Source organism: Microbacterium maritypicum, from assembly GCF_008868125.1.
Lineage (GTDB): Bacteria > Actinomycetota > Actinomycetes > Actinomycetales > Microbacteriaceae > Microbacterium > Microbacterium maritypicum.
In genome coordinates this window covers 973,826-992,138 of sequence record NZ_WAAQ01000002.1, presented here as the reverse complement: position 1 = coordinate 992,138, position 18,313 = coordinate 973,826, and the positions used below count along the sequence as shown (strand labels likewise).

Here is an 18,313-nt window from a genome sequence, read left to right as displayed (position 1 = left end):
GCACGTGGGTCCCTTTCGCGGATCAACGCGTCTTCTCGGACCCGTCTCCCTGCAGGACGATGAGCGAGGTGTTCGTCTCGCCGCCGTGCTGACGGGGATCCGGCACCGCCGGCCCGGCCTTCGGCGAGCGCTTGGCCCGACGCTGCAGGCGGTAGGCGATGTAGGACAGCAGCAGACACACGGCCACGTACATCGATCCGCCGACGATCGCCGCGGGGATCAGCGGCGACCCGTAGGGCGCCTGGTTGCCGATCTGGTTGATGACGTAGAGGAGCTCCTGGTACGTGATGATGAACCCGAGCGCGGTGTCCTTCAGCGCGACGACGAGCTGCGCGATGATCACCGGCATCATCGCTCGCACGGCCTGCGGGATCAGGATGAAGTACATCACCCCGGTCTTTCGCAGTCCGATCGCGTAGCCGGCTTCCTTCTGCCCACGGGGCAGCGACTCGATGCCGGCACGCAGCACCTCGGCGAGCACGGAGCCGTTGTAGACGATCAGGGCGATCACGACGGCCCAGTACGGCGGCATCTTCACACCGATCACGGGGAGGCCGTAGTACAGCAGCATCATCAGGATGAGCACGGGCACCGCTCGCAGCACCTCGATGATCCACCGGACGGGCTCACGCACCCAGGCGTGCTCCGACAGGCGCCCGATGCCGAGCAGGAAGCCGAGGGCGATAGATCCGACACCGGCGACCGCGAATGCGGCCAGCGTGGCCACCAATCCCTCGCCGAACCGGACCCAGACCGCGGAGAAGGTGAAGATGTTCCACTTCTCCGCAGAGAACTGTCCCGTGGCGAAGAGTCTCCACACGACCCAGCCGAGCACGGCGAGGACGACGAGGACCGTTGCGGCTCCGATGAGCCGGTTGCGGACGACGGCACGAGGGCCGGGGACGTCGAAAAGGACGGAACTCATCGCGCGATCCTCCACTTGTTCTCGAGAACGCGCTGCACCCAGGCGAGCAGCAGCACCAGCACCACGAACAGGACCATGACCCACAGCAGGACGACGAGGGCGTTCTCCCCGCGCTCGCTGAGCGCCGCGCGGATGGTGCCGAGGTTGACGACGGAGAACCCCGCCGCCACCGTGGTGTTCTTCATGAGTGCGATGAGCACGCTCATCATGGGCGGGACGACCGAGCGCGTCGCCTGCGGCAGCACCACGTAGCGCATGACCTGTCCGAAGTTCAGGCCGATCGCACGCGCGGCCTCGGCCTGTCCGACCGGCACCGTGTTGATGCCGGCGCGCAGCGCCTCGGCGACGTAGGTCGCGGTGTAGAGCCCGAGGGCGATCACGGCCAGCAGGAGGGAGTTCACCCGCTCCCCCAGCAGGATGGGGAGGCAGAACGCGAAGAAGAACATGACGAGGGTGAGCGGCGTGTTGCGGATCCAGTTCACATAGATGCCGCCGACGGCTCGTGCGATCGGAACCGGCGATACTCTCGCGGCCCCGACGATGAGTCCGAGAACCAGCGCGATGATGCCACCGCCCAGGAACAGCACGATGGTTCCCCACAGTGCCTCTCCCCAGAGGTCGAGGTGGTCGGTGATGACTCCCACAGCTGCTCCTGTCGATTCGAGTTCTCGAATGTTCCTGCCGATGAGCGGGGCGGTCGAACATGTCGACCGCCCCGCAGGAATCAGCCGATCGGGTCGACCTCGGGCTGCGTCGCCTTGACGCCGGAGGCACCCAGGTTGTTGTCGAAGATCTGCTGCCAGATCTTCGCGCCGTCGGTGAGCTGCGTGTTGAAGTACTCGACCAGCGCGTCATCGCCCTTGGCGAGTCCGATGCCGTAGCGCTCCTCGCTGAACGGCTCCCCGACGACCTTCAGCTTGTCCGGGTCCTGGGCCGCGTAGCCGATGAGGATCGCCTCGTCGGTCGTGACGGCATCCACCTGACCGTTCTTCAGGTCCTCGACGCACTTCGAGTACGTGTCGTACTCCTTGGTCGGCACGTCGGGGTAGTTCGTCTTGATGTTCTGGATCGGCGTCGATCCGGTCGCCGAGCAGACCGTCGTCTCGGCACTCAGGTCGTCGACGCTCTTGATGTCGCTGTCGGCGCCGACGAGGAGGCCCTGACCGGTGACGAAGTAGGGACCGGCGAAGGAGATCTGCTCCTTGCGCTTGTCGGTGATCGAGTAGGTGCCAACGTAGTAGTCGATGTCGCCGTTCACGATGGCCTGCTCGCGGTTCGCGGAGGCGATCGCCTGGAACTCGATCTTCTCCGGGTCGACACCGAGCGATGCCGCCATCCAGCGGGCGATGTCGACGTCGAATCCGGTGCGGTCGCCCGTCACCGGGTCGAGGTAGCCGAGGCCCGGCTGGTCCTCCTTGACGCCGACCTTGATCGTGCCGGAAGACTCGATCCGGTCGAACGTCGGGCTGCCGTCGATGCTGACGTCGGTCAGGACGGTCCACGGGGTGCTGCTGGAGGCCTCGCCCTCGTCGCCGCCCTCCGGTGCTCCTGTGCTGGACGGCGTACCGCTGTTGCAGGCGGTGAGCGCCAGCAGCGCGGCCGCTGCGATTCCGATACCTGCCAGTGTCCGTGTGCGTCGCATGTGCGTCTCCTTCGTGTGCTGTGTGTGCAGGGTCTGTGTGGTCGGTGCGTGGACGTCAGTGCGTGAGGAGCTTCGAGAGGAAGTCCTTGGCGCGATCGCTCTTCGGATGCGTGAAGAACTCCTCGGGAGTCGCCTCCTCCACGATCCGTCCGTCGGCCATGAAGACCACGCGGTCGGCGGCCTTGCGGGCGAAGCCCATCTCGTGGGTGACGACGATCATCGTCATTCCGTCGTGCGCCAGCTCGACCATGACGTCGAGGACCTCGTTGATCATCTCGGGGTCGAGGGCGCTGGTGGGCTCGTCGAACAGCATCACCTTGGGCTGCATCGCGAGAGCGCGGGCGATCGCCACGCGCTGCTGCTGGCCGCCGGAGAGCTGGGCGGGGAGCTTGTTCGCCTGCTGGGCGACGCCGACGCGCTCGAGCAGCATCATCGCCTCCTTCTCGGCGTCGGACTTCTTGATGCCGCGGACCTTGATCGGGCCGAGTGTCACGTTCTCGAGGATCGTGAGGTGGGCGAAGAGGTTGAAGGACTGGAAGACCATGCCGACGTCCGCCCGCAGATGCGCCAGGCCCTTACCCTCGGCCGGGAGCTCCTTGCCGTCGATGCTGATGCTGCCGCTCGTGATCGTCTCGAGACGATTGATCGTGCGGCAGAGCGTCGACTTGCCGGAGCCGGACGGGCCGATCACGACCACGACCTCCCCCGAGTTGACGGTCAGGTCGATGTCGGTGAGCGCCTGGAAATCGCCGTAGTGCTTCTGGACGTTCTCGACCACGACGAGCGGGGTATCAGAGGTCATCATTTCTCCAAACTAGCCACGTCGGACGCGGGTCTCCAGGCACCTCGGTGAGATTTACACGTTCGTAATCACCTGATCGCGGCACCAATGCAGCTGTGCATGGGTACCCCGCGGCCCGCCCCCACGGGCCGCGGAATCGTCCTGCTGCAGCACCCCAAAGACAGTTGAGCAGCAGGCGACGATCGTTCACGATCGACCTCACAATGACAGAGGGTGGACCCCGGTGTCAGACTTCTTGAGGATTTCTTGAGCAGTCAGCCGCGCAGGTCCCGGTAGTAGTCCACGGCCCCGGGGTGCAGAGGGACGGGACCGGTGAAGATCGCCGAACGACGGTCCAGCAACGCCGCGGTGGGCACCTCCCCCGCGATGCGCAGACGCGCGTCGAACAGCCCGGCGAGCACGTCGCGCACGACGGCATCAGGGGTCGCGGCTGCCGTGACGAGATAGTTGGGCACCGCCATCGTCGGCGCGGAATCCACGAGGCCGTAGGTCCCGGCCGGGACATCTGCCGGACGGTAGGCGTGCGAGTACCGCTCGTTCACCTCGTTGACCCACTCCTGCTCGATCGGGAGCAGGCGAACCGGCGACCTCTCGGAGAGCTCCGCCACTCCAGGGGTCGGCAATCCGCCCACCCAGAAGAACCCGTCGATCTCCCCGCGCTCCATCGCGCCGATCGACTCGCTGAGGTCGAGCTGGGGGTTGCGGACAGACCCGATGTCGACGCCGGCCGCATCCAGCACGCGCGCGGCGATCACGTTCACCCCGGAGTTCTCCGCGCCGAGCGAGATCGTGCGGCCGGCGAGATCGCCGACGTCGTCGATCTCGGAGTCTCCCCGCACCACGACCTGCACGTATTCGTCGTAGAGCCGAGCGAGGGCCTGCACCTCCAGCGGCGTGTCGAAGGCCCCGGTGCCGGCCACCGCATCGGCGGCCGCATCACCCTGCGCGAACCCGATCAGGGCCTCCCCCGAGCTGACCCGCAGCAGATTGTCGACGGATCCCGCTGTCTCCTGCGCCCCCATCCGGATATCCAGCGATGCGGACAGCTCTTCGGCCAGGTGACTCCCGTAGTCGTAGTAGACGCCGGTCGACCCGCCGCTGGCGATCGCGTACTCCGCATCCGTCCACTCGCTCGCACGAGGATTGCACGCGGTCAGCACCGCCAGGAGCGTGATCGCGAGCGCACCAGCGACGAGCCGCCGCGCGAGGGCCCTCACGGCATCGTCCCGTCGTGGAGCACGAGCGCGACGGCGAGCCCGCCGCCCTCCGCCGAGGCCACGGAGAGTTCCCCGCCGACCGTCGCGAGCAGGTCACTCGCGATGGCGAGGCCGAGCCCGGATCCGGGAGTGTCTCCGCTCTCGGCGCTGCGCCAGAAACGGTCTGTCGCCGCTGCCGCCTCCTCCTCGGTCAGACCGGGACCGTGATCGCGGACGGTGATCCGGCAGAGCCGGCCATCGCGTTGCGCACCGATCTCGATCTGCACCCCCTCGGGGGAGAACTTCACCGCGTTGTCGATCACGGCATCCAGCGCACTCTCCACGATCGTCCGATCGGTCACGCTCATCACCGACGAGTCCCCCGTGGCACGCAAGCCGACTCCGCGCTGTGCGGCGACGTCGCGCCACGCGTCGAGGCGCCGGGCGGCGAGGGTCGCGAGGTCGACAGCGGAGATGGCCGAATCCCCGCGTCCGCCGCGCGCGAGGCCCAGCAGCGTCTCGAGGATACGGGTCATCCGTCGCCCCTCCTCCCGCGTCTCCTCGACGTCGTGCTGCCACTGCGTCCCGAGTCCGGTCGCCAGATGCTCCACGCGCAGGAGGAGAGCGTTCAGGGGGTTGCGCAGCTCATGAGAGGCGTTGAGTGCGAACTCCTGCTGGCGTGTCATCACCCGTTCGATCTCGTCGGCCATCCCGTTGAACACCTGCGCCATGCGGCGCAGCTCCGGCGGACCGTCATCCGCCGCGACCCGCGCGTCCATCTCACCCCGCTCGATCGCGACCATCGCCTCATCGAGCCGGCGCACCGGCGACAGCACCCATCGAGCGAGGCGGAACACGAGGAGCACTCCGAGCGCGATGAGCACCAGCGCGATCGCGCAGATGAGGAGGAACTGCTGCAGGATCGCGGCACGCGGCGCCTCGACGTCGCCGGTGACGAGCACGGCGCCGATCACGTCCCCGTCGTCGAACACCGGCTCGGCCAGCGCCGCATCCGTGACGGTCCAGGGGAACACGACCGTTGGCTGCTCGGCCCGCCGCCCGGAGAGGGCCAGCCTGACCCTCTCGGCGTCTTCCTCAGGAAGGACCGCCGGGTCCTGCTCGCCTGCGGCCCACACGCTGCCGCCGAGATCGAAGACGGTGACCTCGATTCCGTAGACCTCACGGAAGCGCATCACCTCGGCGTCGATCACCGCCGCGCTGCCGGATCGCAGAGCCTGACGCGCGCTCGTGGCGAAGTACCCGAGGTCGCCGAGCTGCTGGGTGTAGAACGCCTGCTGCACGCCGTGGGCGGCGCTCCATCCCGCAGCCCCGCCGAGCGCGGCCAGGATGGCGACGAGCGGTACGAGGAAGACGATGATCAGACGGCGCCGCATGCGTCACGACCCCGCAAGCCGATATCCGACGCCACGCACGGTCTCGATGACCCCGCGGACTCCGATCTTCTTCCTGATCGCGCCGACGTGCACCTCGAGGGAGTGCCCGAACCCTCGCCAGTCGGTGTTCCACACCTCGCGGATCAGACGCTCCTTCGGCACAGCCACCCCCGGGTATCGGGCGAGGACCGCGACGATGTCGAACTCCTTGCGCGTGAGGTCGATCGGTGTGCCGTCGACGAGGACCTGCCGTGCGACGAGGTCGATCTCCACACCACCGTCATGCAGCAGCACACGGGCATCGGCCTCGGGTCGCATCGGTCGTGTTCTTCTGGTCACGGCCTCGATCCGGGCCAGGAGCTCGTGCACGTCATAGGGCTTGACCACGAAATCGTCGGCTCCGGCCCGCAGCCCTTTGATGCGCTCGGCGACCTGATTGCGCGCGGTCACGATCACGATCGGAACCTCCGAGCGGCCACGGATGCGGCGGCATAGGTCGACACCGTCGATGTCGGGAAGCCCGAGATCGAGCAGGACGACCTCGGTGTCCGCACCCAGCAGGTCCAGAGCTGCCGCTCCGTCCGCCGCGCGCACGGTCGCGTATCCCGATCGAGCGAGGAACGCCTCGAGCGCGCCGGCGACGCGGTCGTCATCCTCGACGATCAGAATCCTCATCGACTCCGTCTCCTGCTTCCTTCGGGGCCGAGAACTCAGCCGGCGGACGTCGCCCGCTGTGCGAAGGCGCTCTCGTAGAGGCACACGCTGGCGGCCGTCGCCAGGTTGAGGGATTCGGCACGGCCGAAGATGGGCAGCTTGAGCACCTGGTCCGCGAGCGCGAGCGCCTCGTCTTCGAGCCCGCGCGCCTCGTTGCCGAAGAGCCAGGCGGTGGGCTCTTCGAGCACGCCCTCGGCGCGTGCTTTCAGCAGATCGTCGCCCTTCACATCGGCCGCGAGGATGCGCAGGCCTGCGGCATGGGCGCGCGTGACGACATCGGCCAGGTCTCCCCCGACCGACACCGGCAGGTGGAAGAGCGACCCTGTCGTGGCGCGCACGACCTTCGGGTTGTACGGATCGACCGTGCGGCCGGTGAGCACGACGGCATCCGCACCGGCGGCGTCGGCAGCCCGGATGATCGTGCCGAGGTTCCCGGGGTCCCGCACCTCCTCGCAGATGGCCACCAGCCGTGGCGAGGAGTCGAAGATGTCGCGCACGGAAGTCGGTGTCTGCTGCACCACCGCGACCAGCCCCTGCGGGGTGACGGTGTCGGCCATCGCGTTGAGGACGTACTCGGTCACGTATTCGACATCGATCTCGGCCTCGGCGGCCTTCGCACGGATGTCGGGGTGCCTCTCCCAGCCGTTCGGCGTCGCGAACAGCTCGACGATCGCCTCGGGACGGTAGGTGAGCGCCTCGCGGACGGACTGCGGACCTTCCAGAAGGAACAGGCCCGTCTCGGTTCTCGCGCTGCGCTTGGTCAGCTTCGCGACGGCTCGGACTCGGGGCGAACGGGGGTTCTCCAGCACGATCACAGTCTAGAGAACGCGCGGCTGGTTCCCGCACCATCGGGATAGGGTGCCGGGATGAGCGACAGCCCCACGGTGAACAGCACCCGCCGACGGATCACCCTCGCCGTCGTCGCCGCCGTCACGGTAGGGAGCGGCCTCGTCGTTCACCTCGGTGTGAGCGGGATGATCGGCGACATCGTGGGCGATGCCCTGTACGCCGTGCTCATCTACGTGCTCGTCGCGTTCCTCGCCCCGCACCGGCCTCGTCCCGCGATCGCGGTCGTGGCATTCGTGTTCTGCGCCGCCGTCGAACTGCTTCAGCTCACCGGGCTTCCCCGCGAGTGGGCAGCCCTGTTCCCGCCGATCCGTCTCGTCCTCGGCTCGGGCTTCGATGTCCGCGACCTCGCGGTGTACGCCGGCGCGGTCGCCGTGGCGGCCCTCGTCGACGTGGTCGTCACCCGCGCATCCGCCGGTTCCGAGCCGACGAACGCCACAGGGCGCCCTCCCGAAGGAGAGCGCCCCGTGTGAAGAGATGCTTACGCAGCCGACTTCGGTGCGTTGACGTCGGAGGGCAGAGCCTTCTTCGCCGTCTCGACCAGCGTCGTGAAGGTCGCCGCGTCGTTGACCGCGAGGTCGGCGAGCATGCGACGGTCGACGGTGACACCCGCGAGGCCGAGGCCCTGGATGAAGCGGTTGTACGTCATGCCGTTCTGGCGAGCCGCAGCGTTGATGCGCTGGATCCACAGACGACGGAAGTCGCCCTTGCGCTTGCGACGGTCACGGTACGAGTAGACCAGCGAGTGGATGACCTGCTCTTTGGCCTTCCGGTAGAGGCGCGAACGCTGTCCGCGGTAACCGGAGGCGCGCTCGAGGATGACCCGGCGCTTCTTGTGGGCGTTTACTGCCCGCTTGACTCTTGCCATTTTCCTGTGTTCCTATTCGTGCGTTCGGTGCGCGTCAGCGACCGAGAAGCTTCTTCGCGACCTTGGTGTCAGCCTTCGACAGCACCTGGTCCTGGTTCAGACGACGGGTGCGACGGCTCGACTTGTGCTCGAGGTTGTGGCGCATCCCGGCCTGCTGCTTCTTCAGCTTTCCGCTGCCGGTGATCTTGAAGCGCTTCTTAGCACCCGAGTGGGTCTTCTGCTTCGGCATCTTCTCTTCCTTCGTATGGCGCCTTCTCAGGCGACGGTGTCAACCCGCGGTGCGGGAGTTCTGGGGGCGGGGATCACTCCGCCGGAGCTGCGGCTGCGGGCGAATCGCTCTTCGCGTCGCGCGCCGCCTGCTTCTTGTCGGCACGCTGAGCATCGCGCACGGCGTTCTGCTCCTGCTTCGCCTCGGACTTGCTCTTGAGCGGAGCCACGACCATCACCATGTTGCGACCGTCGATGGTCGGGTTCGACTCGACGGTGCCGAACTCGGCGACGTCTTCGGCGAACTTGCGCAGCAGGCGGACGCCCTGCTCGGGACGCGACTGCTCGCGACCGCGGAACAGGATCATGGCCTTGACCTTGTCGCCGGCCTTGAGGAAGCCCTCGGCGCGCTTGAGCTTGGTCGTGTAGTCGTGCGCCTCGATCTTCAGACGGAAACGGACTTCCTTGAGGATCGTGTTCGCCTGGTTGCGGCGAGCTTCCTTTTCCTTCTGGGCGGCCTCGTACTTGAACTTGCCGTAGTCCATGATCTTGACGACGGGCGGCTTCGAGTTGGGGGCGACCTCGACGAGGTCGAGATCGGCTTCCTGCGCGAGGCGCAGCGCGGCCTCGATGCGGACAACGCCGATCTGCTCACCCGCGGGGCCGACGAGGCGGACCTCGGGGACGCGGATGCGCTCATTGGTACGGGGATCGCTGATGCGGAACTCCTTAGACGATGTGATTCGGCCACCGCGATGCTGTCTGCATCACGGGCGAAATCGGAATCGTCCCCGCCCACCGGCATTCAGACGCCGGCTCCGCACCCTACCTGCCGGGTCCGTCTTGCGAACGGAGCCGGTGGAGTGCAAGACCCGGTAGCCTTGAACGGCAAGCGCGGGTGGGAAGTGAATCCTCTTTCGATCCGGAGCATGACGCTCCGGAGCCCGCCAAAGTCTAACAGAAAGCAAGGCGAAGTGACGAACCAGGCACCGGACGAGGCTGCACGTGAGCGCGAAGAGCGCTGGGCACGTCAGGAGGAGGCCGCATCGTCGGCCACCCGAGACATCGCCGATGTACCCGCTGTCGAGGTGATCACCACCGCCGCCGTGCACCTCATGAGCGCCGCAGCCGTCAAGCTCGGACTCGCCGACGATCCCGACGCCGCGGCGCAGATCGACCTCGACGAGGCGCGCAAGCTCATCAACGCTCTCGCCGGCCTCATCACCGCCGGCGCTCCCGAGATCAGTGACATGCACGCCCGCTCGCTGCGTGACGGTCTTCGTTCGCTGCAGCTCGCCTTCCGCGAGGCATCGACGATTCCCGACCCGATCGGCAAGGGACCGGGCGAGAAGTGGACCGGTCCGGTCAACTAGTCAGGGCTGCAGGATCAGGGGTTCCGCGGTGGAGGGGCCGGAGCAGGCGCCTCCGGTGTGGGTCCAGGCAATCGCCTCTTCAGCCTCGTGGATGAGGGTTCCCTGCGCGTCGAAGAGACGGATGTCGACGTCTTCCGGCGTGGACATGTCGAACATGAGGCTCCACGTCCCGTCGTCCTGACGGGACGTGGAGAACATGTTGGTCGAGGAGGTCTCGTCCTCCCCCGGCGCCGGTGAGCACTCCGCGTCCACGCAGAACTGGACGGCCGCGACCGCGGGGAATGCGCTCACGTCAACGACCGCCCCGTTGACGTAGCCGATTGCCGGGCACGCGGTGAAACAGCCCGTAGTGCCGGTCGCGGCACCACACAGGAGCGCGACCACGGCGAGGACTCGCATCAGACCGCGGGACATGCCCCGATCGTAGCGAAAGCGGTCAGGCGCTGCGGCGGAGCTTCACCGTGAGCGAATCCGCGAGCACGGCGATGCGGTCGTCGGACGCCCAGCGCTGAGCGAGGCGAGAGAGCACGGCGTCGAGCACCTCACGCTCCAGACCGTCGACGAGCTCGAGGATCACGATCAGCTCGGGGCCCCGGAGCCGTGCGTCGGGATCGCCCGCGGCCACCGCCACGTCGATCACGGCCAGTTCGTGCGCCACGCTCTCCTGGAGCGCGGTGAACACCTCGGTGGAGAGGAAGCTCGGCTCCCAGCGGTGCTCCTGAGCGATCGCCCACACCGCGGGGCGCCGGATGACGAACTCCGTCTCGGAGGTCGGGTCGAGCACGATCAGGTCGGTGTCTTCCGCGGAGGCCGCCAACGCGGCGCGAACCGCCTCGACCGGAATCGGTCGCGCGGTCGGATCCCAGGCCTGCATGGCCTGGACGGAGGAGAAGACCGGCTGCACGCGGCGTCCGTCGGGAGCCGCCACCGTCACGATGGACAGCTCCTGCGTCTTGTCGACGGTGAGTCCGTTCGGCGCGACGCCCTCGTCGCCCTTCTCCGCGATGAGCGGCACCAGCACTCGCGCACCCCGGAAGGCGTCGACCACCTCAGCCTGGCTGCCCTGTCCCGCACGGAAGCGAAGGATCGCGGCCAGGAGAGCGGGGTCTGCGGAGCCGTCGTCCCCCGCGTGCGGGTTCGACTCGAAGCTGCGCCCCTCCCAGGGGACGCCGGCCGAATCGCCGTGGTTGTGCGACTCGGGCCCGCAGGCGTGCGCGTCAGTCTCCTGCGACATCCAGTGCCTCAGCCAGCGTGAACGCGCCGGCGTAGAGTGCCTTGCCGACGATCGCTCCCTCGACGCCCAGCGGCACGAGCTCACGGAGCGCGGCGATGTCGTCGAGGCTCGAGATCCCACCGGATGCGACGACCGGCTTCGGGGTGCGCGAGGTGACCTCACGCAGCAGTTCGAGGTTCGGGCCGCGGAGCGTGCCGTCCTTCGTGACGTCGGTGACGACGTACCGGCTGCAGCCGGCGTCCTCGAGGCGCTCGAGCACCTCCCAGAGGTCACCGCCCTCCTTGGTCCATCCGCGGGCGGCGAGAGTCGTGCCTCGCACATCGAGGCCGACCGCGATCGCCTCGCCGTAACGACCGATCACGTCGGCAGCCCACTCCGGGTTCTCCAGCGCCGCGGTGCCCAGATTGATCCGGGTGGCGCCGCTCTCCAGAGCCGCCTCCAGCGTCGCGTCGTCGCGGATACCGCCCGAAAGCTCGATGTTCACGCCCTTGAACTGCTTGATGACCTTGCGCAGGATCGGCGCATTGCTGCCGCGGCCGAATGCGGCGTCGAGGTCGACGAGGTGGATCCACTTCGCACCCTGCGCGGCCCACTCCCCCGCGGCATCCAACGGGTCGCCGTAGCTGGTCTCGGTGCCGGCCTCGCCCTGGGTCAGGCGGACGGCCTTGCCCCCGGCGACATCGACCGCGGGAAGGAGCGTGAGCGAGGGGGACTGCGCGAAGTCGTTCATGGGGTCCTTGGATCGGGAAGCTCTTCGGCCCGGTGCGGGCACGAGAACCGAGGGTAGTCCGCCGGACGGCGGGGAACAAAACGGATGACGCCTGCCGGCGTCGTCAGAGGCTCTGGACCCAGTTGCGCAGCAGCTGGATGCCGGCCTCGCCGGACTTCTCCGGGTGGAACTGCGTCGCTGAGAGCGGGCCGTTCTCGACCGCCGCGAGGAAAGGACCCCCGTAGGTCGTCCAGGTGAGGACGGGTTCGGGGAACGGCGGGATGACGTCGAGCTCCCAGGACTGCGCGGCATAGGAGTGCACGAAGTAGAAGCGCTCCTGCTCGATGCCTCGGAACAGCACGCTGTCGGCACCCGGCTCGACCGTGTTCCAGCCCATGTGCGGAAGCACCGGTGCGTTGAGCTGGGTGACGGCCCCCGGCCATTCGCCGAGGCCCTCGGTGTCGTGGCCGCGCTCGACGCCGTGCTCGAACAGCACCTGCATCCCGACGCAGATCCCGAGCACGGGGCGACCGCCGGCCAGACGACGATCGATGATCTCGTCTCCGCCATGGGCGCGCAGGGCATCACGCACGGCCTGGAACGCACCGACACCGGGCACGACGAGACCGTCGGCCTCGAGAGCGGTGGCGCGGTCGCGTGTCAGCACGGCATCCGCACCGGCGGCCACGAGCGCCTTGACCGCCGAATGGACGTTGCCCGACTCGTAGTCGAAGACCGCGATGCGAGGCGCAGCGCTCACAGCGCACCCTTGGTGGAGGGGACGCCGTCGACGAGAGGGTCCAGCGCCTTGGCCTGACGGAACGCACGGGCGAACGCCTTGAACTCCGCCTCGGCGATGTGATGAGGGTCGCGTCCGCCGAGCACGCGCACGTGCACCGTCAGAGCCGCGTTGAACGTGATGGCCTCGAACGAGTGACGCACGAGCGAGCCCGTGAAGTGCCCGCCGATGAGGTGGTGCTCGAACCCGGCGGGCTCACCCGTGTGCACGAGGTAGGGGCGACCGGAGATGTCGACGACGGCCTGAGCGAGCGCCTCGTCGAGCGGAACGAGCGCGTCACCGTAGCGGGAGATGCCGGACTTGTCGCCGAGGGCCTCGAGAATCGCCTGGCCGAGCACGATCGAGACGTCTTCGACAGTGTGGTGCGCGTCGATGTGCGTGTCGCCGGACGCGCGCACGGTCAGGTCAGTGAGCGAGTGCTTGGCGAACGCGGTGAGCATGTGGTCGAAGAACGGTACCGACGTGTCGATGCGACTCGCACCGGTGCCGTCGAGATTCAGCTCGAGCTCGACGGTGGACTCCGACGTGCTGCGCACGCGGCTCGCTGTGCGCGGGGTCAGTGCGGGGGTGCTCATGAAGCCGATCCTATCGAGGCCAGGGCGTCGAGGAACGCGGTGGTCTCGGCCTCGGTTCCGGCACTCACTCTCAGGTGGCCGGGGATGCCGACGTCGCGCACGAGCACGCCGCGGTCGTAGAGCTGCTGCCACGTCGCCTTAGGGTCGGCGACTCCGCCGAACAGCACGAAGTTCGACCACGTCTCGTTCGGCTGATAGCCGAGCGCCTCGAGTGTCGCCGTGATCCTGTCGCGCTGTTCGACGATCTCCTCCACCATCCCGAGCATCACGTCGGCGTTGCGCAGTGCCGCGATGGCCGCTGCCTGGGTGAGGGCGCTCAGGTGATAGGGCAGACGCACCAGCCGCAGCGCGTCGATGAAGGCCGGATCCGCCGCGAGATAGCCGACGCGAGCGCCCGCGAACGCGAACGCCTTGCTCATCGTGCGCGAGACGGCGAGTCGCGGACGCCCTTCGAGCAACGTCAATGCGGACACCGCGTCGCGGGGAGCGAACTCCTGGTAGGCCTCGTCGACGATAACGATGCCCCGAGCCGCGTCGTAGACGGCTTCGACGACGTCGAGCCCCAGCGGCGTGCCGGTGGGGTTGTTGGGCGAGCAGAGGATCACCACGTCGGGGTCGGCGGCCCGCACCTGCTCGGCGGCCTCCTCCGGCGTGATCGTGTAGTCGGGCTGCCTGGTGCCGGCGATCCACCGCGCCCCGGTCCCCTGGGCGATCAGCGGGTACATCGAGTACGTGGGCGCGAAGCCGAACGCCGTGCGCCCCGGCCCGCCGAACGCCTGGAGGATGTGCTGGAGCACTTCGTTGGACCCGTTGCCCGCCCAGATCTGCTCGGGGGTGAGCCCGTGGCCCAGATACTCTGCGAACGACTCACGAAGGGTGCTGAACTCCCGGTCGGGGTAGCGGTTGACGTCGCGGATCGCCACGGCGATGTCGTCGAGGATGTCGCTGGCCACTTCATCCGGGATCGGATGTGTGTTCTCGTTCACGTTGAGCGCGATCGGAAGGGGCGCCTGCGGAGCGCCGTACGGCGTCAGTCCGCGAAGATCATCACGTACCGGGAGATCGTTGAGGGAGAGGGTCACCCTTCCCATGTTAAGCGGCGCCCCGAGTCGATGACGCAAAGTTGCTGCAGCGACGCTGCGGCAGGATCAGTTCACGTACTGGGCCGGGATGGCCAGTGTCTGACCGATCTGGAGCTCGCCACCACGCAGCAGGTTCATCCGGCTGATCTCACCGATCACGTCGCGCGGGTCGGCGTCGGGGGCGACGCCGGTGGCGATCGACCAGAGCGTGTCGCCGGGCATGACCGTGACGGTCTCGACGCTGACGGCCGCGGTGTCTGCACCCGAGGCGATCGCACTGCCACCGCTGAGTGCGGCGAACGCGATGCCGACCGCGAGCGGCACGGAGGCGAAGGCCAGCAGCACGGCGCGGCCACGCGTCGTCAGTCGGAGTCGCGTCGAAGGACGGGTCGACGCCGGAATGACTGCTGCGGTGCTGAAGCTGATGCTGCTCATGTGGTGCTCCTTAGCCTGTCCCGGAGCCGTGAGGCGACCGGGGAAGTTGGCGTAGCGTTCGCATTCCCGCCTCGGCCGGGAGCCGTGAATGCGAAGCTACGTACCGAAGATATCTTCGAGTTCGAACATCTGTCAAGTATTCTTCGAAACCCCACCGACGATTAGGCCGACACGCTCGAACAGATCTTCCAGATCGGCCCGATTCTCGGATACGGTTTCGATAAGGACACCCCACCACGGGCCTCCGACATTCGAAGAGGGACGTCGGATCACGCACTGAAGGAGCACCATGAGCGAGAACTCTGCCCCCGAGTCGGAGGCACCGCGCACGCGCCGCCGGAAGAGCCTCAGCCCGAAGCAGATGGCGATCCTCGAGGTCATCCAGAACTCGATCGCGCACCACGGCTACCCCCCGAGCATGCGCGAGATCGGCGACGCCGTCGGCCTCAAGTCCCTCTCCAGCGTCACCCACCAGCTCGGACAGCTCGAGCTCAGCGGCTATCTGCGCCGCGACCCCGGGAAGACGAGAGCCATGGAAGTGCTCATCGATCTGCCTGGCACCAGCACCGAGAGCCCCGCCGACGTGGCGACCCCGGTCGGAGACGCCGCGCTCGTCCCCCTCGTCGGGCGCATCGCAGCCGGCGTGCCGATCACCGCCGACCAGCAGGTCGAGGAGATCTTCCCCCTCCCCCGCCAGCTGGTGGGCAAGGGCGACCTCTTCATGCTCAAGGTCTCCGGCGAGTCGATGATCGATGCCGCCATCTGCGACGGCGACTGGGTCGTCGTCCGCTCCCAGAACAGCGCCGAGAACGGCGAGATCGTGGCAGCGATGCTCGACGGCGAGGCCACCGTGAAGGTGCTGCGTCGCCGCGACGGCCACACCTGGCTGCTCCCCCGCAACTCCGCGTTCGAGCCCATCCTCGGCGATGAGTCCGTGATCCTCGGCAAGATCGTCGCGGTACTGCGCGCGGTCTGAGACAAGACGGCACGACGAAGCCCCTCCCGGGTACCGGGAGGGGCTTCGTGGCGTCGGGCAACGGATCAAGACCGCGATGCTCCCGTCCTGACGCACGGGCGTCCACCTTCGACGCCTAGGCTCGAAGCATGTCGTCGTTCCCCTACGGTTCCTGGCCCTCGCCCTTCTCCGCGGCCTCCGTCGCGGCCTCCTCTCCGCGCATCGACGGAGCCCGCTTCGTCGGTGCGGAGATCTGGTGGGGTGAGTCGGTACCCGCCGAGAAGGGACGCGTGACGGTGCGGAGTTCTTCCGGCTCCGAAATCCTCCCCGCCCCCTGGAGCGCGCGCTCTCGCGTGCACGAGTACGGCGGAGGCGCCTGGACGGTCGATGAGCACGGCACGCTGTTCTTCGTCGATGCAGGAGACCAGCGGGTGCGCCGCCTGAGCGTCGGAGCCGAACCGGTCGCCCTTACCGCCCCGGGGCCCTCGCACGGCGGTCTGCGCGTGCAGAACGGCCGCCTGCTGGCCGTGCGCGAAGACCTCTCGACCACGCCGCACCTCCGCTCGGTCGTCGAGATCCCGCTCGATGGATCCGCCGCCGAAGACCCGTCCGCGATCAGGGTGATCGTGCAGGGAGACGGCTTCTTCGCCCACCCCGCCCTCTCTCCCGACGGCACCCGCGCGGCATGGGTCGGCTGGGATCGAGGACGGATGCCGTGGGAGGACGCGCACGTTCAGATCGCAGAGGTCCCCGGCGGGGCGCCGCACACGATCCCCTCGCGGGCGGCGCTGCAGCCGGAGTGGCTCAGCGACGCGGAACTGATCTTCGCCGACGATCCCGACGGTCGCTGGGCTCTGCAGCGTGTCACGCTCGATGGGGTGACTCCCACCGGGCCGGCGCGACCGTTCGCCCCTGCCGGCGCTCCTGTCGATGCCGACACCGGCTACGGGCTGTGGGTGCTCGGCAACCGCTGGTACCAGCCGCTCGACGACGGCCGCATCGTCGCCGTCCGTACGAACGGCCGCGACGAGGTCGTCGTGATCGATGCCGACGGCGGCGTGAGCGTGATCGACTTCCCCGGTGACGGCCACGTGAGCATCGATGCCGTCGACGGCACCAGGGTGCTCCTCTCCGGCAACGGCTCTCGGGCGACGGCGGGCCTGTGGTGCGTCGACATCGAATCCGGCGAGTTCACCGCCGTGCGCGGTGGCGAGCCGGTCGATCCGGAGTGGATGCCCGCGTCCATCCCGATCGAGATCGAGGGTCCCCGCGGCGCGGTGCACGCATTCGCCTATCCTCCGGCAAACCCCGACACGTCGGCGCCCGACGATGAGCGCGCACCCTACGTCGTGCTGGTGCACGGCGGACCGACGGCGCACGTCACCGGCGCGGCGTCCGCGGCGATCGCCTTCTACACGAGCCGGGGCATCGGCGTGCTCGACGTGAACTACGGAGGATCCACCGGCTACGGCCGCGCCTACCGCGAGCGTCTCGACGGCCAGTGGGGCGTGGTCGACGTCGATGACGTGATCGCGGCCGCCCGCGGACTCGCCGACGCCGGACTCGCCGACCCCGCCCGCATCGCGATCCGCGGCGGTTCGGCAGGTGGTTGGACAGTGCTGTCGGCGCTGGTCCGCGGTGGTGCCTTCGCCGCCGGGATAAGCCGCTACGGCGTGGCCGACCTGCGCATGCTGGTGGCGGAGACGCATGACTTCGAGGCGTCGTACATCGACGGCCTGGTCGGACCGCTCCCCGAGTACAAGCACCTGTACATCGAGCGTTCGCCGCTCACCCACACCGATCGCATCGATGTGCCCGTGCTGCTCCTGCAGGGTGGGGAGGACCGCGTGGTTCCGCCCTCGCAGTCCGAGGCGATCCGCGACGCGCTCACAACCCGCGGCATCGACCACGAGTACGTCCTGTACCCCGCCGAGGGGCACGGCTTCCGCAGCGCGGAGACGATCGTCGACGCCCTCGAACGGGAGCTGAGGTTCCTCGGCCGCGTCTTCGGGTTCGAGCCGCGCCTGTGACGGCCGGGGACTACTCCCCTACGCGGTTGCGCAGCCGCATGGCGCGGTCGGCCTCTCGGGTGTCCTGACGCTCGCGCAGGGTCTGGCGCTTGTCGTATTCGCGCTTGCCCTTCGCGAGAGCGATCTCGACCTTGGCGCGACCGTCCGAGAAGTAGAGCTTCAACGGGATCAGTGTGTATCCGCCTGCCGACACCGCGTGCGCGATCTTGGCGATCTCCTCGCGGTGCAGCAGGAGCTTGCGGATGCGCTTGGCCGAGTGGTTGGTCCAGTGCCCCTGCGAGTACTCGGGGATGTGCACGGAGTCGAGGAAGACCTCGTTCCCCTTGACGAACGCGTAGCCGTCGCTGAGGTTGGCGCGTCCCTGACGCAGTGACTTGACCTCGGTGCCGGTGAGCACCATCCCCGCTTCGTACGACTTCTCGATGGTGTAGTCGTGACGTGCGCGACGATTGGTCGCGATGACCTTCTCTCCGCGTTCCCTGGGCATGATGCTCTCCTGTTGCCGTGATGAGCTCGATCGATCGATC

Annotated in this window: 23 protein-coding genes; 4 read left to right on the top strand and 19 right to left on the bottom strand. The window is 68.1% G+C overall.

Annotation, left to right across the window (positions count from 1 at the left end; translation table 11 throughout):
- Positions 1 to 22: 22 nt before the first annotated feature.
- The 8 genes from F6W70_RS15625 to F6W70_RS15590 all read right to left on the bottom strand — a co-directional run bounded on the left by F6W70_RS15625 (position 23) and on the right by F6W70_RS15590 (position 7,482).
- Entirely contained in the window at positions 23 to 925 is a 903-nt protein-coding gene (locus F6W70_RS15625; protein WP_055877961.1) for an amino acid ABC transporter permease, read from the bottom strand.
- Positions 922 to 1,569 (bottom strand): amino acid ABC transporter permease, encoded by a 648-nt coding sequence (locus tag F6W70_RS15620; RefSeq protein ID WP_055871047.1) that lies wholly within the window; start codon positions 1,567 to 1,569, stop codon positions 922 to 924. Before F6W70_RS15620 ends, F6W70_RS15625 begins: the two co-directional genes overlap by 4 nt.
- A gap of 80 nt (positions 1,570 to 1,649) precedes the next feature.
- On the bottom strand, positions 1,650 to 2,567 hold the full coding sequence (locus F6W70_RS15615) for a glutamate ABC transporter substrate-binding protein (RefSeq protein ID WP_055871044.1): 918 nt from the start codon (positions 2,565 to 2,567) through the stop codon (positions 1,650 to 1,652).
- A gap of 55 nt (positions 2,568 to 2,622) precedes the next feature.
- Entirely contained in the window at positions 2,623 to 3,372 is a 750-nt protein-coding gene (locus F6W70_RS15610; protein WP_371861286.1) for an amino acid ABC transporter ATP-binding protein, read from the bottom strand.
- 251 nt (positions 3,373 to 3,623) lie between these two features.
- On the bottom strand, positions 3,624 to 4,586 hold the full coding sequence (locus tag F6W70_RS15605; RefSeq protein WP_141386237.1) for a TAXI family TRAP transporter solute-binding subunit: 963 nt from the start codon (positions 4,584 to 4,586) through the stop codon (positions 3,624 to 3,626).
- Positions 4,583 to 5,959 carry a sensor histidine kinase gene (locus F6W70_RS15600; RefSeq protein WP_151487213.1) on the bottom strand — a complete coding sequence of 459 codons (1,377 nt, stop codon included), beginning with the start codon at positions 5,957 to 5,959 and terminating at the stop codon, positions 4,583 to 4,585. Before F6W70_RS15600 ends, F6W70_RS15605 begins: the two co-directional genes overlap by 4 nt.
- Positions 5,960 to 5,962: 3 nt before the next feature.
- Complete coding sequence (locus F6W70_RS15595; RefSeq protein ID WP_151487212.1) at positions 5,963 to 6,634, bottom strand: response regulator transcription factor; 672 nt, start codon at positions 6,632 to 6,634, stop codon at positions 5,963 to 5,965.
- 35 nt (positions 6,635 to 6,669) lie between these two features.
- Positions 6,670 to 7,482, bottom strand: coding sequence for a TrmH family RNA methyltransferase (locus F6W70_RS15590; RefSeq protein ID WP_055877958.1), 813 nt, complete (start codon positions 7,480 to 7,482; stop codon positions 6,670 to 6,672).
- A 57-nt stretch (positions 7,483 to 7,539) separates the two neighbouring features.
- Here F6W70_RS15590 and F6W70_RS15585 point away from each other — a divergent pair, with 57 nt between their 5' ends.
- Positions 7,540 to 7,992, top strand: coding sequence for a ribosomal maturation YjgA family protein (locus tag F6W70_RS15585; protein WP_151487211.1), 453 nt, complete (start codon positions 7,540 to 7,542; stop codon positions 7,990 to 7,992).
- Positions 7,993 to 8,000: 8 nt separating this feature from the next.
- Here F6W70_RS15585 and rplT read toward each other — a convergent pair whose 3' ends face one another.
- From rplT to infC, 3 genes are all read right to left on the bottom strand, one after another.
- On the bottom strand, positions 8,001 to 8,387 hold the full coding sequence (gene rplT / locus F6W70_RS15580) for a 50S ribosomal protein L20 (protein WP_017202428.1): 387 nt from the start codon (positions 8,385 to 8,387) through the stop codon (positions 8,001 to 8,003).
- Positions 8,388 to 8,421: 34 nt separating this feature from the next.
- Complete coding sequence (gene rpmI / locus F6W70_RS15575) at positions 8,422 to 8,616, bottom strand: 50S ribosomal protein L35 (protein WP_017828564.1); 195 nt, start codon at positions 8,614 to 8,616, stop codon at positions 8,422 to 8,424.
- Between the two features lie 73 nt (positions 8,617 to 8,689).
- Positions 8,690 to 9,313: a translation initiation factor IF-3 gene (infC, locus tag F6W70_RS15570; RefSeq protein WP_127482140.1), complete on the bottom strand. Its 624-nt coding sequence runs from the start codon at positions 9,311 to 9,313 to the stop codon at positions 8,690 to 8,692.
- A gap of 255 nt (positions 9,314 to 9,568) precedes the next feature.
- Between infC and F6W70_RS15565 the strand changes: the two genes are divergently transcribed.
- Positions 9,569 to 9,967, top strand: coding sequence for a DUF1844 domain-containing protein (locus F6W70_RS15565; RefSeq protein ID WP_017828562.1), 399 nt, complete (start codon positions 9,569 to 9,571; stop codon positions 9,965 to 9,967).
- On the opposite strand, the gene F6W70_RS15560 is transcribed toward F6W70_RS15565, so the two are convergent.
- The 7 genes from F6W70_RS15560 to F6W70_RS15530 all read right to left on the bottom strand — a co-directional run bounded on the left by F6W70_RS15560 (position 9,968) and on the right by F6W70_RS15530 (position 14,801).
- Positions 9,968 to 10,381, bottom strand: a complete 414-nt coding sequence (locus tag F6W70_RS15560) for a hypothetical protein (protein WP_151487210.1) — start codon at positions 10,379 to 10,381, stop codon at positions 9,968 to 9,970.
- A 22-nt stretch (positions 10,382 to 10,403) separates the two neighbouring features.
- On the bottom strand, positions 10,404 to 11,201 hold the full coding sequence (locus tag F6W70_RS15555) for an SseB family protein (RefSeq protein WP_055871027.1): 798 nt from the start codon (positions 11,199 to 11,201) through the stop codon (positions 10,404 to 10,406).
- Complete coding sequence (priA, locus tag F6W70_RS15550) at positions 11,185 to 11,931, bottom strand: bifunctional 1-(5-phosphoribosyl)-5-((5-phosphoribosylamino)methylideneamino)imidazole-4-carboxamide isomerase/phosphoribosylanthranilate isomerase PriA (protein WP_017828559.1); 747 nt, start codon at positions 11,929 to 11,931, stop codon at positions 11,185 to 11,187. Before priA ends, F6W70_RS15555 begins: the two co-directional genes overlap by 17 nt.
- A 103-nt stretch (positions 11,932 to 12,034) precedes the next feature.
- Positions 12,035 to 12,670 carry an imidazole glycerol phosphate synthase subunit HisH gene (gene hisH / locus F6W70_RS15545; RefSeq protein ID WP_151487209.1) on the bottom strand — a complete coding sequence of 212 codons (636 nt, stop codon included), beginning with the start codon at positions 12,668 to 12,670 and terminating at the stop codon, positions 12,035 to 12,037.
- Positions 12,667 to 13,284, bottom strand: coding sequence for an imidazoleglycerol-phosphate dehydratase HisB (gene hisB, locus F6W70_RS15540; protein ID WP_055877783.1), 618 nt, complete (start codon positions 13,282 to 13,284; stop codon positions 12,667 to 12,669). Before hisB ends, hisH begins: the two co-directional genes overlap by 4 nt.
- On the bottom strand, positions 13,281 to 14,366 hold the full coding sequence (locus F6W70_RS15535; protein ID WP_151487208.1) for a histidinol-phosphate transaminase: 1,086 nt from the start codon (positions 14,364 to 14,366) through the stop codon (positions 13,281 to 13,283). The genes hisB and F6W70_RS15535 overlap by 4 nt, the downstream gene beginning before the upstream one ends.
- A 66-nt stretch (positions 14,367 to 14,432) precedes the next feature.
- On the bottom strand, positions 14,433 to 14,801 hold the full coding sequence (locus F6W70_RS15530; protein ID WP_017828555.1) for a LysM peptidoglycan-binding domain-containing protein: 369 nt from the start codon (positions 14,799 to 14,801) through the stop codon (positions 14,433 to 14,435).
- A 289-nt stretch (positions 14,802 to 15,090) separates the two neighbouring features.
- Between F6W70_RS15530 and lexA the strand changes: the two genes are divergently transcribed.
- Together lexA and F6W70_RS15520 are read left to right on the top strand one after the other, a co-directional pair.
- On the top strand, positions 15,091 to 15,777 hold the full coding sequence (gene lexA / locus F6W70_RS15525) for a transcriptional repressor LexA (protein WP_017828554.1): 687 nt from the start codon (positions 15,091 to 15,093) through the stop codon (positions 15,775 to 15,777).
- A gap of 128 nt (positions 15,778 to 15,905) precedes the next feature.
- A complete protein-coding gene (locus tag F6W70_RS15520; protein WP_151487207.1) occupies positions 15,906 to 17,786 on the top strand; it encodes a S9 family peptidase in 1,881 nt (626 codons plus the stop codon).
- A 10-nt stretch (positions 17,787 to 17,796) separates the two neighbouring features.
- Here the strand turns inward: F6W70_RS15520 and smpB are convergent, their stop codons facing one another.
- The gene (gene smpB / locus F6W70_RS15515) at positions 17,797 to 18,273 is read right to left on the bottom strand and encodes an SsrA-binding protein SmpB (protein ID WP_017828552.1); all 477 of its coding nucleotides are present in this window, start codon (positions 18,271 to 18,273) and stop codon (positions 17,797 to 17,799) included.
- Positions 18,274 to 18,313: the final 40 nt, after the last annotated feature.

Bases quoted from the DNA above. Each gene is read 5' to 3' on its own strand.
- F6W70_RS15520 (WP_151487207.1), top strand. From the start codon at position 15,906: ATGTCGTCGTTCCCCTACGGTTCCTGGCCCTCGCCCTTCTCCGCGGCC.
- F6W70_RS15560 (WP_151487210.1), bottom strand. From the start codon at position 10,381: ATGTCCCGCGGTCTGATGCGAGTCCTCGCCGTGGTCGCGCTCCTGTGT.
- rpmI (WP_017828564.1), bottom strand. From the start codon at position 8,616: ATGCCGAAGCAGAAGACCCACTCGGGTGCTAAGAAGCGCTTCAAGATC.
- F6W70_RS15555 (WP_055871027.1), bottom strand. From the start codon at position 11,201: ATGTCGCAGGAGACTGACGCGCACGCCTGCGGGCCCGAGTCGCACAAC.
- F6W70_RS15610 (WP_371861286.1), bottom strand. From the start codon at position 3,372: ATGATGACCTCTGATACCCCGCTCGTCGTGGTCGAGAACGTCCAGAAG.
- rplT (WP_017202428.1), bottom strand. From the start codon at position 8,387: ATGGCAAGAGTCAAGCGGGCAGTAAACGCCCACAAGAAGCGCCGGGTC.
- F6W70_RS15600 (WP_151487213.1), bottom strand. From the start codon at position 5,959: ATGCGGCGCCGTCTGATCATCGTCTTCCTCGTACCGCTCGTCGCCATC.
- smpB (WP_017828552.1), bottom strand. From the start codon at position 18,273: ATGCCCAGGGAACGCGGAGAGAAGGTCATCGCGACCAATCGTCGCGCA.
- F6W70_RS15585 (WP_151487211.1), top strand. From the start codon at position 7,540: ATGAGCGACAGCCCCACGGTGAACAGCACCCGCCGACGGATCACCCTC.
- F6W70_RS15530 (WP_017828555.1), bottom strand. From the start codon at position 14,801: ATGAGCAGCATCAGCTTCAGCACCGCAGCAGTCATTCCGGCGTCGACC.
- hisB (WP_055877783.1), bottom strand. From the start codon at position 13,284: ATGAGCACCCCCGCACTGACCCCGCGCACAGCGAGCCGCGTGCGCAGC.
- lexA (WP_017828554.1), top strand. From the start codon at position 15,091: ATGAGCGAGAACTCTGCCCCCGAGTCGGAGGCACCGCGCACGCGCCGC.
- priA (WP_017828559.1), bottom strand. From the start codon at position 11,931: ATGAACGACTTCGCGCAGTCCCCCTCGCTCACGCTCCTTCCCGCGGTC.
- F6W70_RS15595 (WP_151487212.1), bottom strand. From the start codon at position 6,634: ATGAGGATTCTGATCGTCGAGGATGACGACCGCGTCGCCGGCGCGCTC.
- F6W70_RS15615 (WP_055871044.1), bottom strand. From the start codon at position 2,567: ATGCGACGCACACGGACACTGGCAGGTATCGGAATCGCAGCGGCCGCG.
- F6W70_RS15625 (WP_055877961.1), bottom strand. From the start codon at position 925: ATGAGTTCCGTCCTTTTCGACGTCCCCGGCCCTCGTGCCGTCGTCCGC.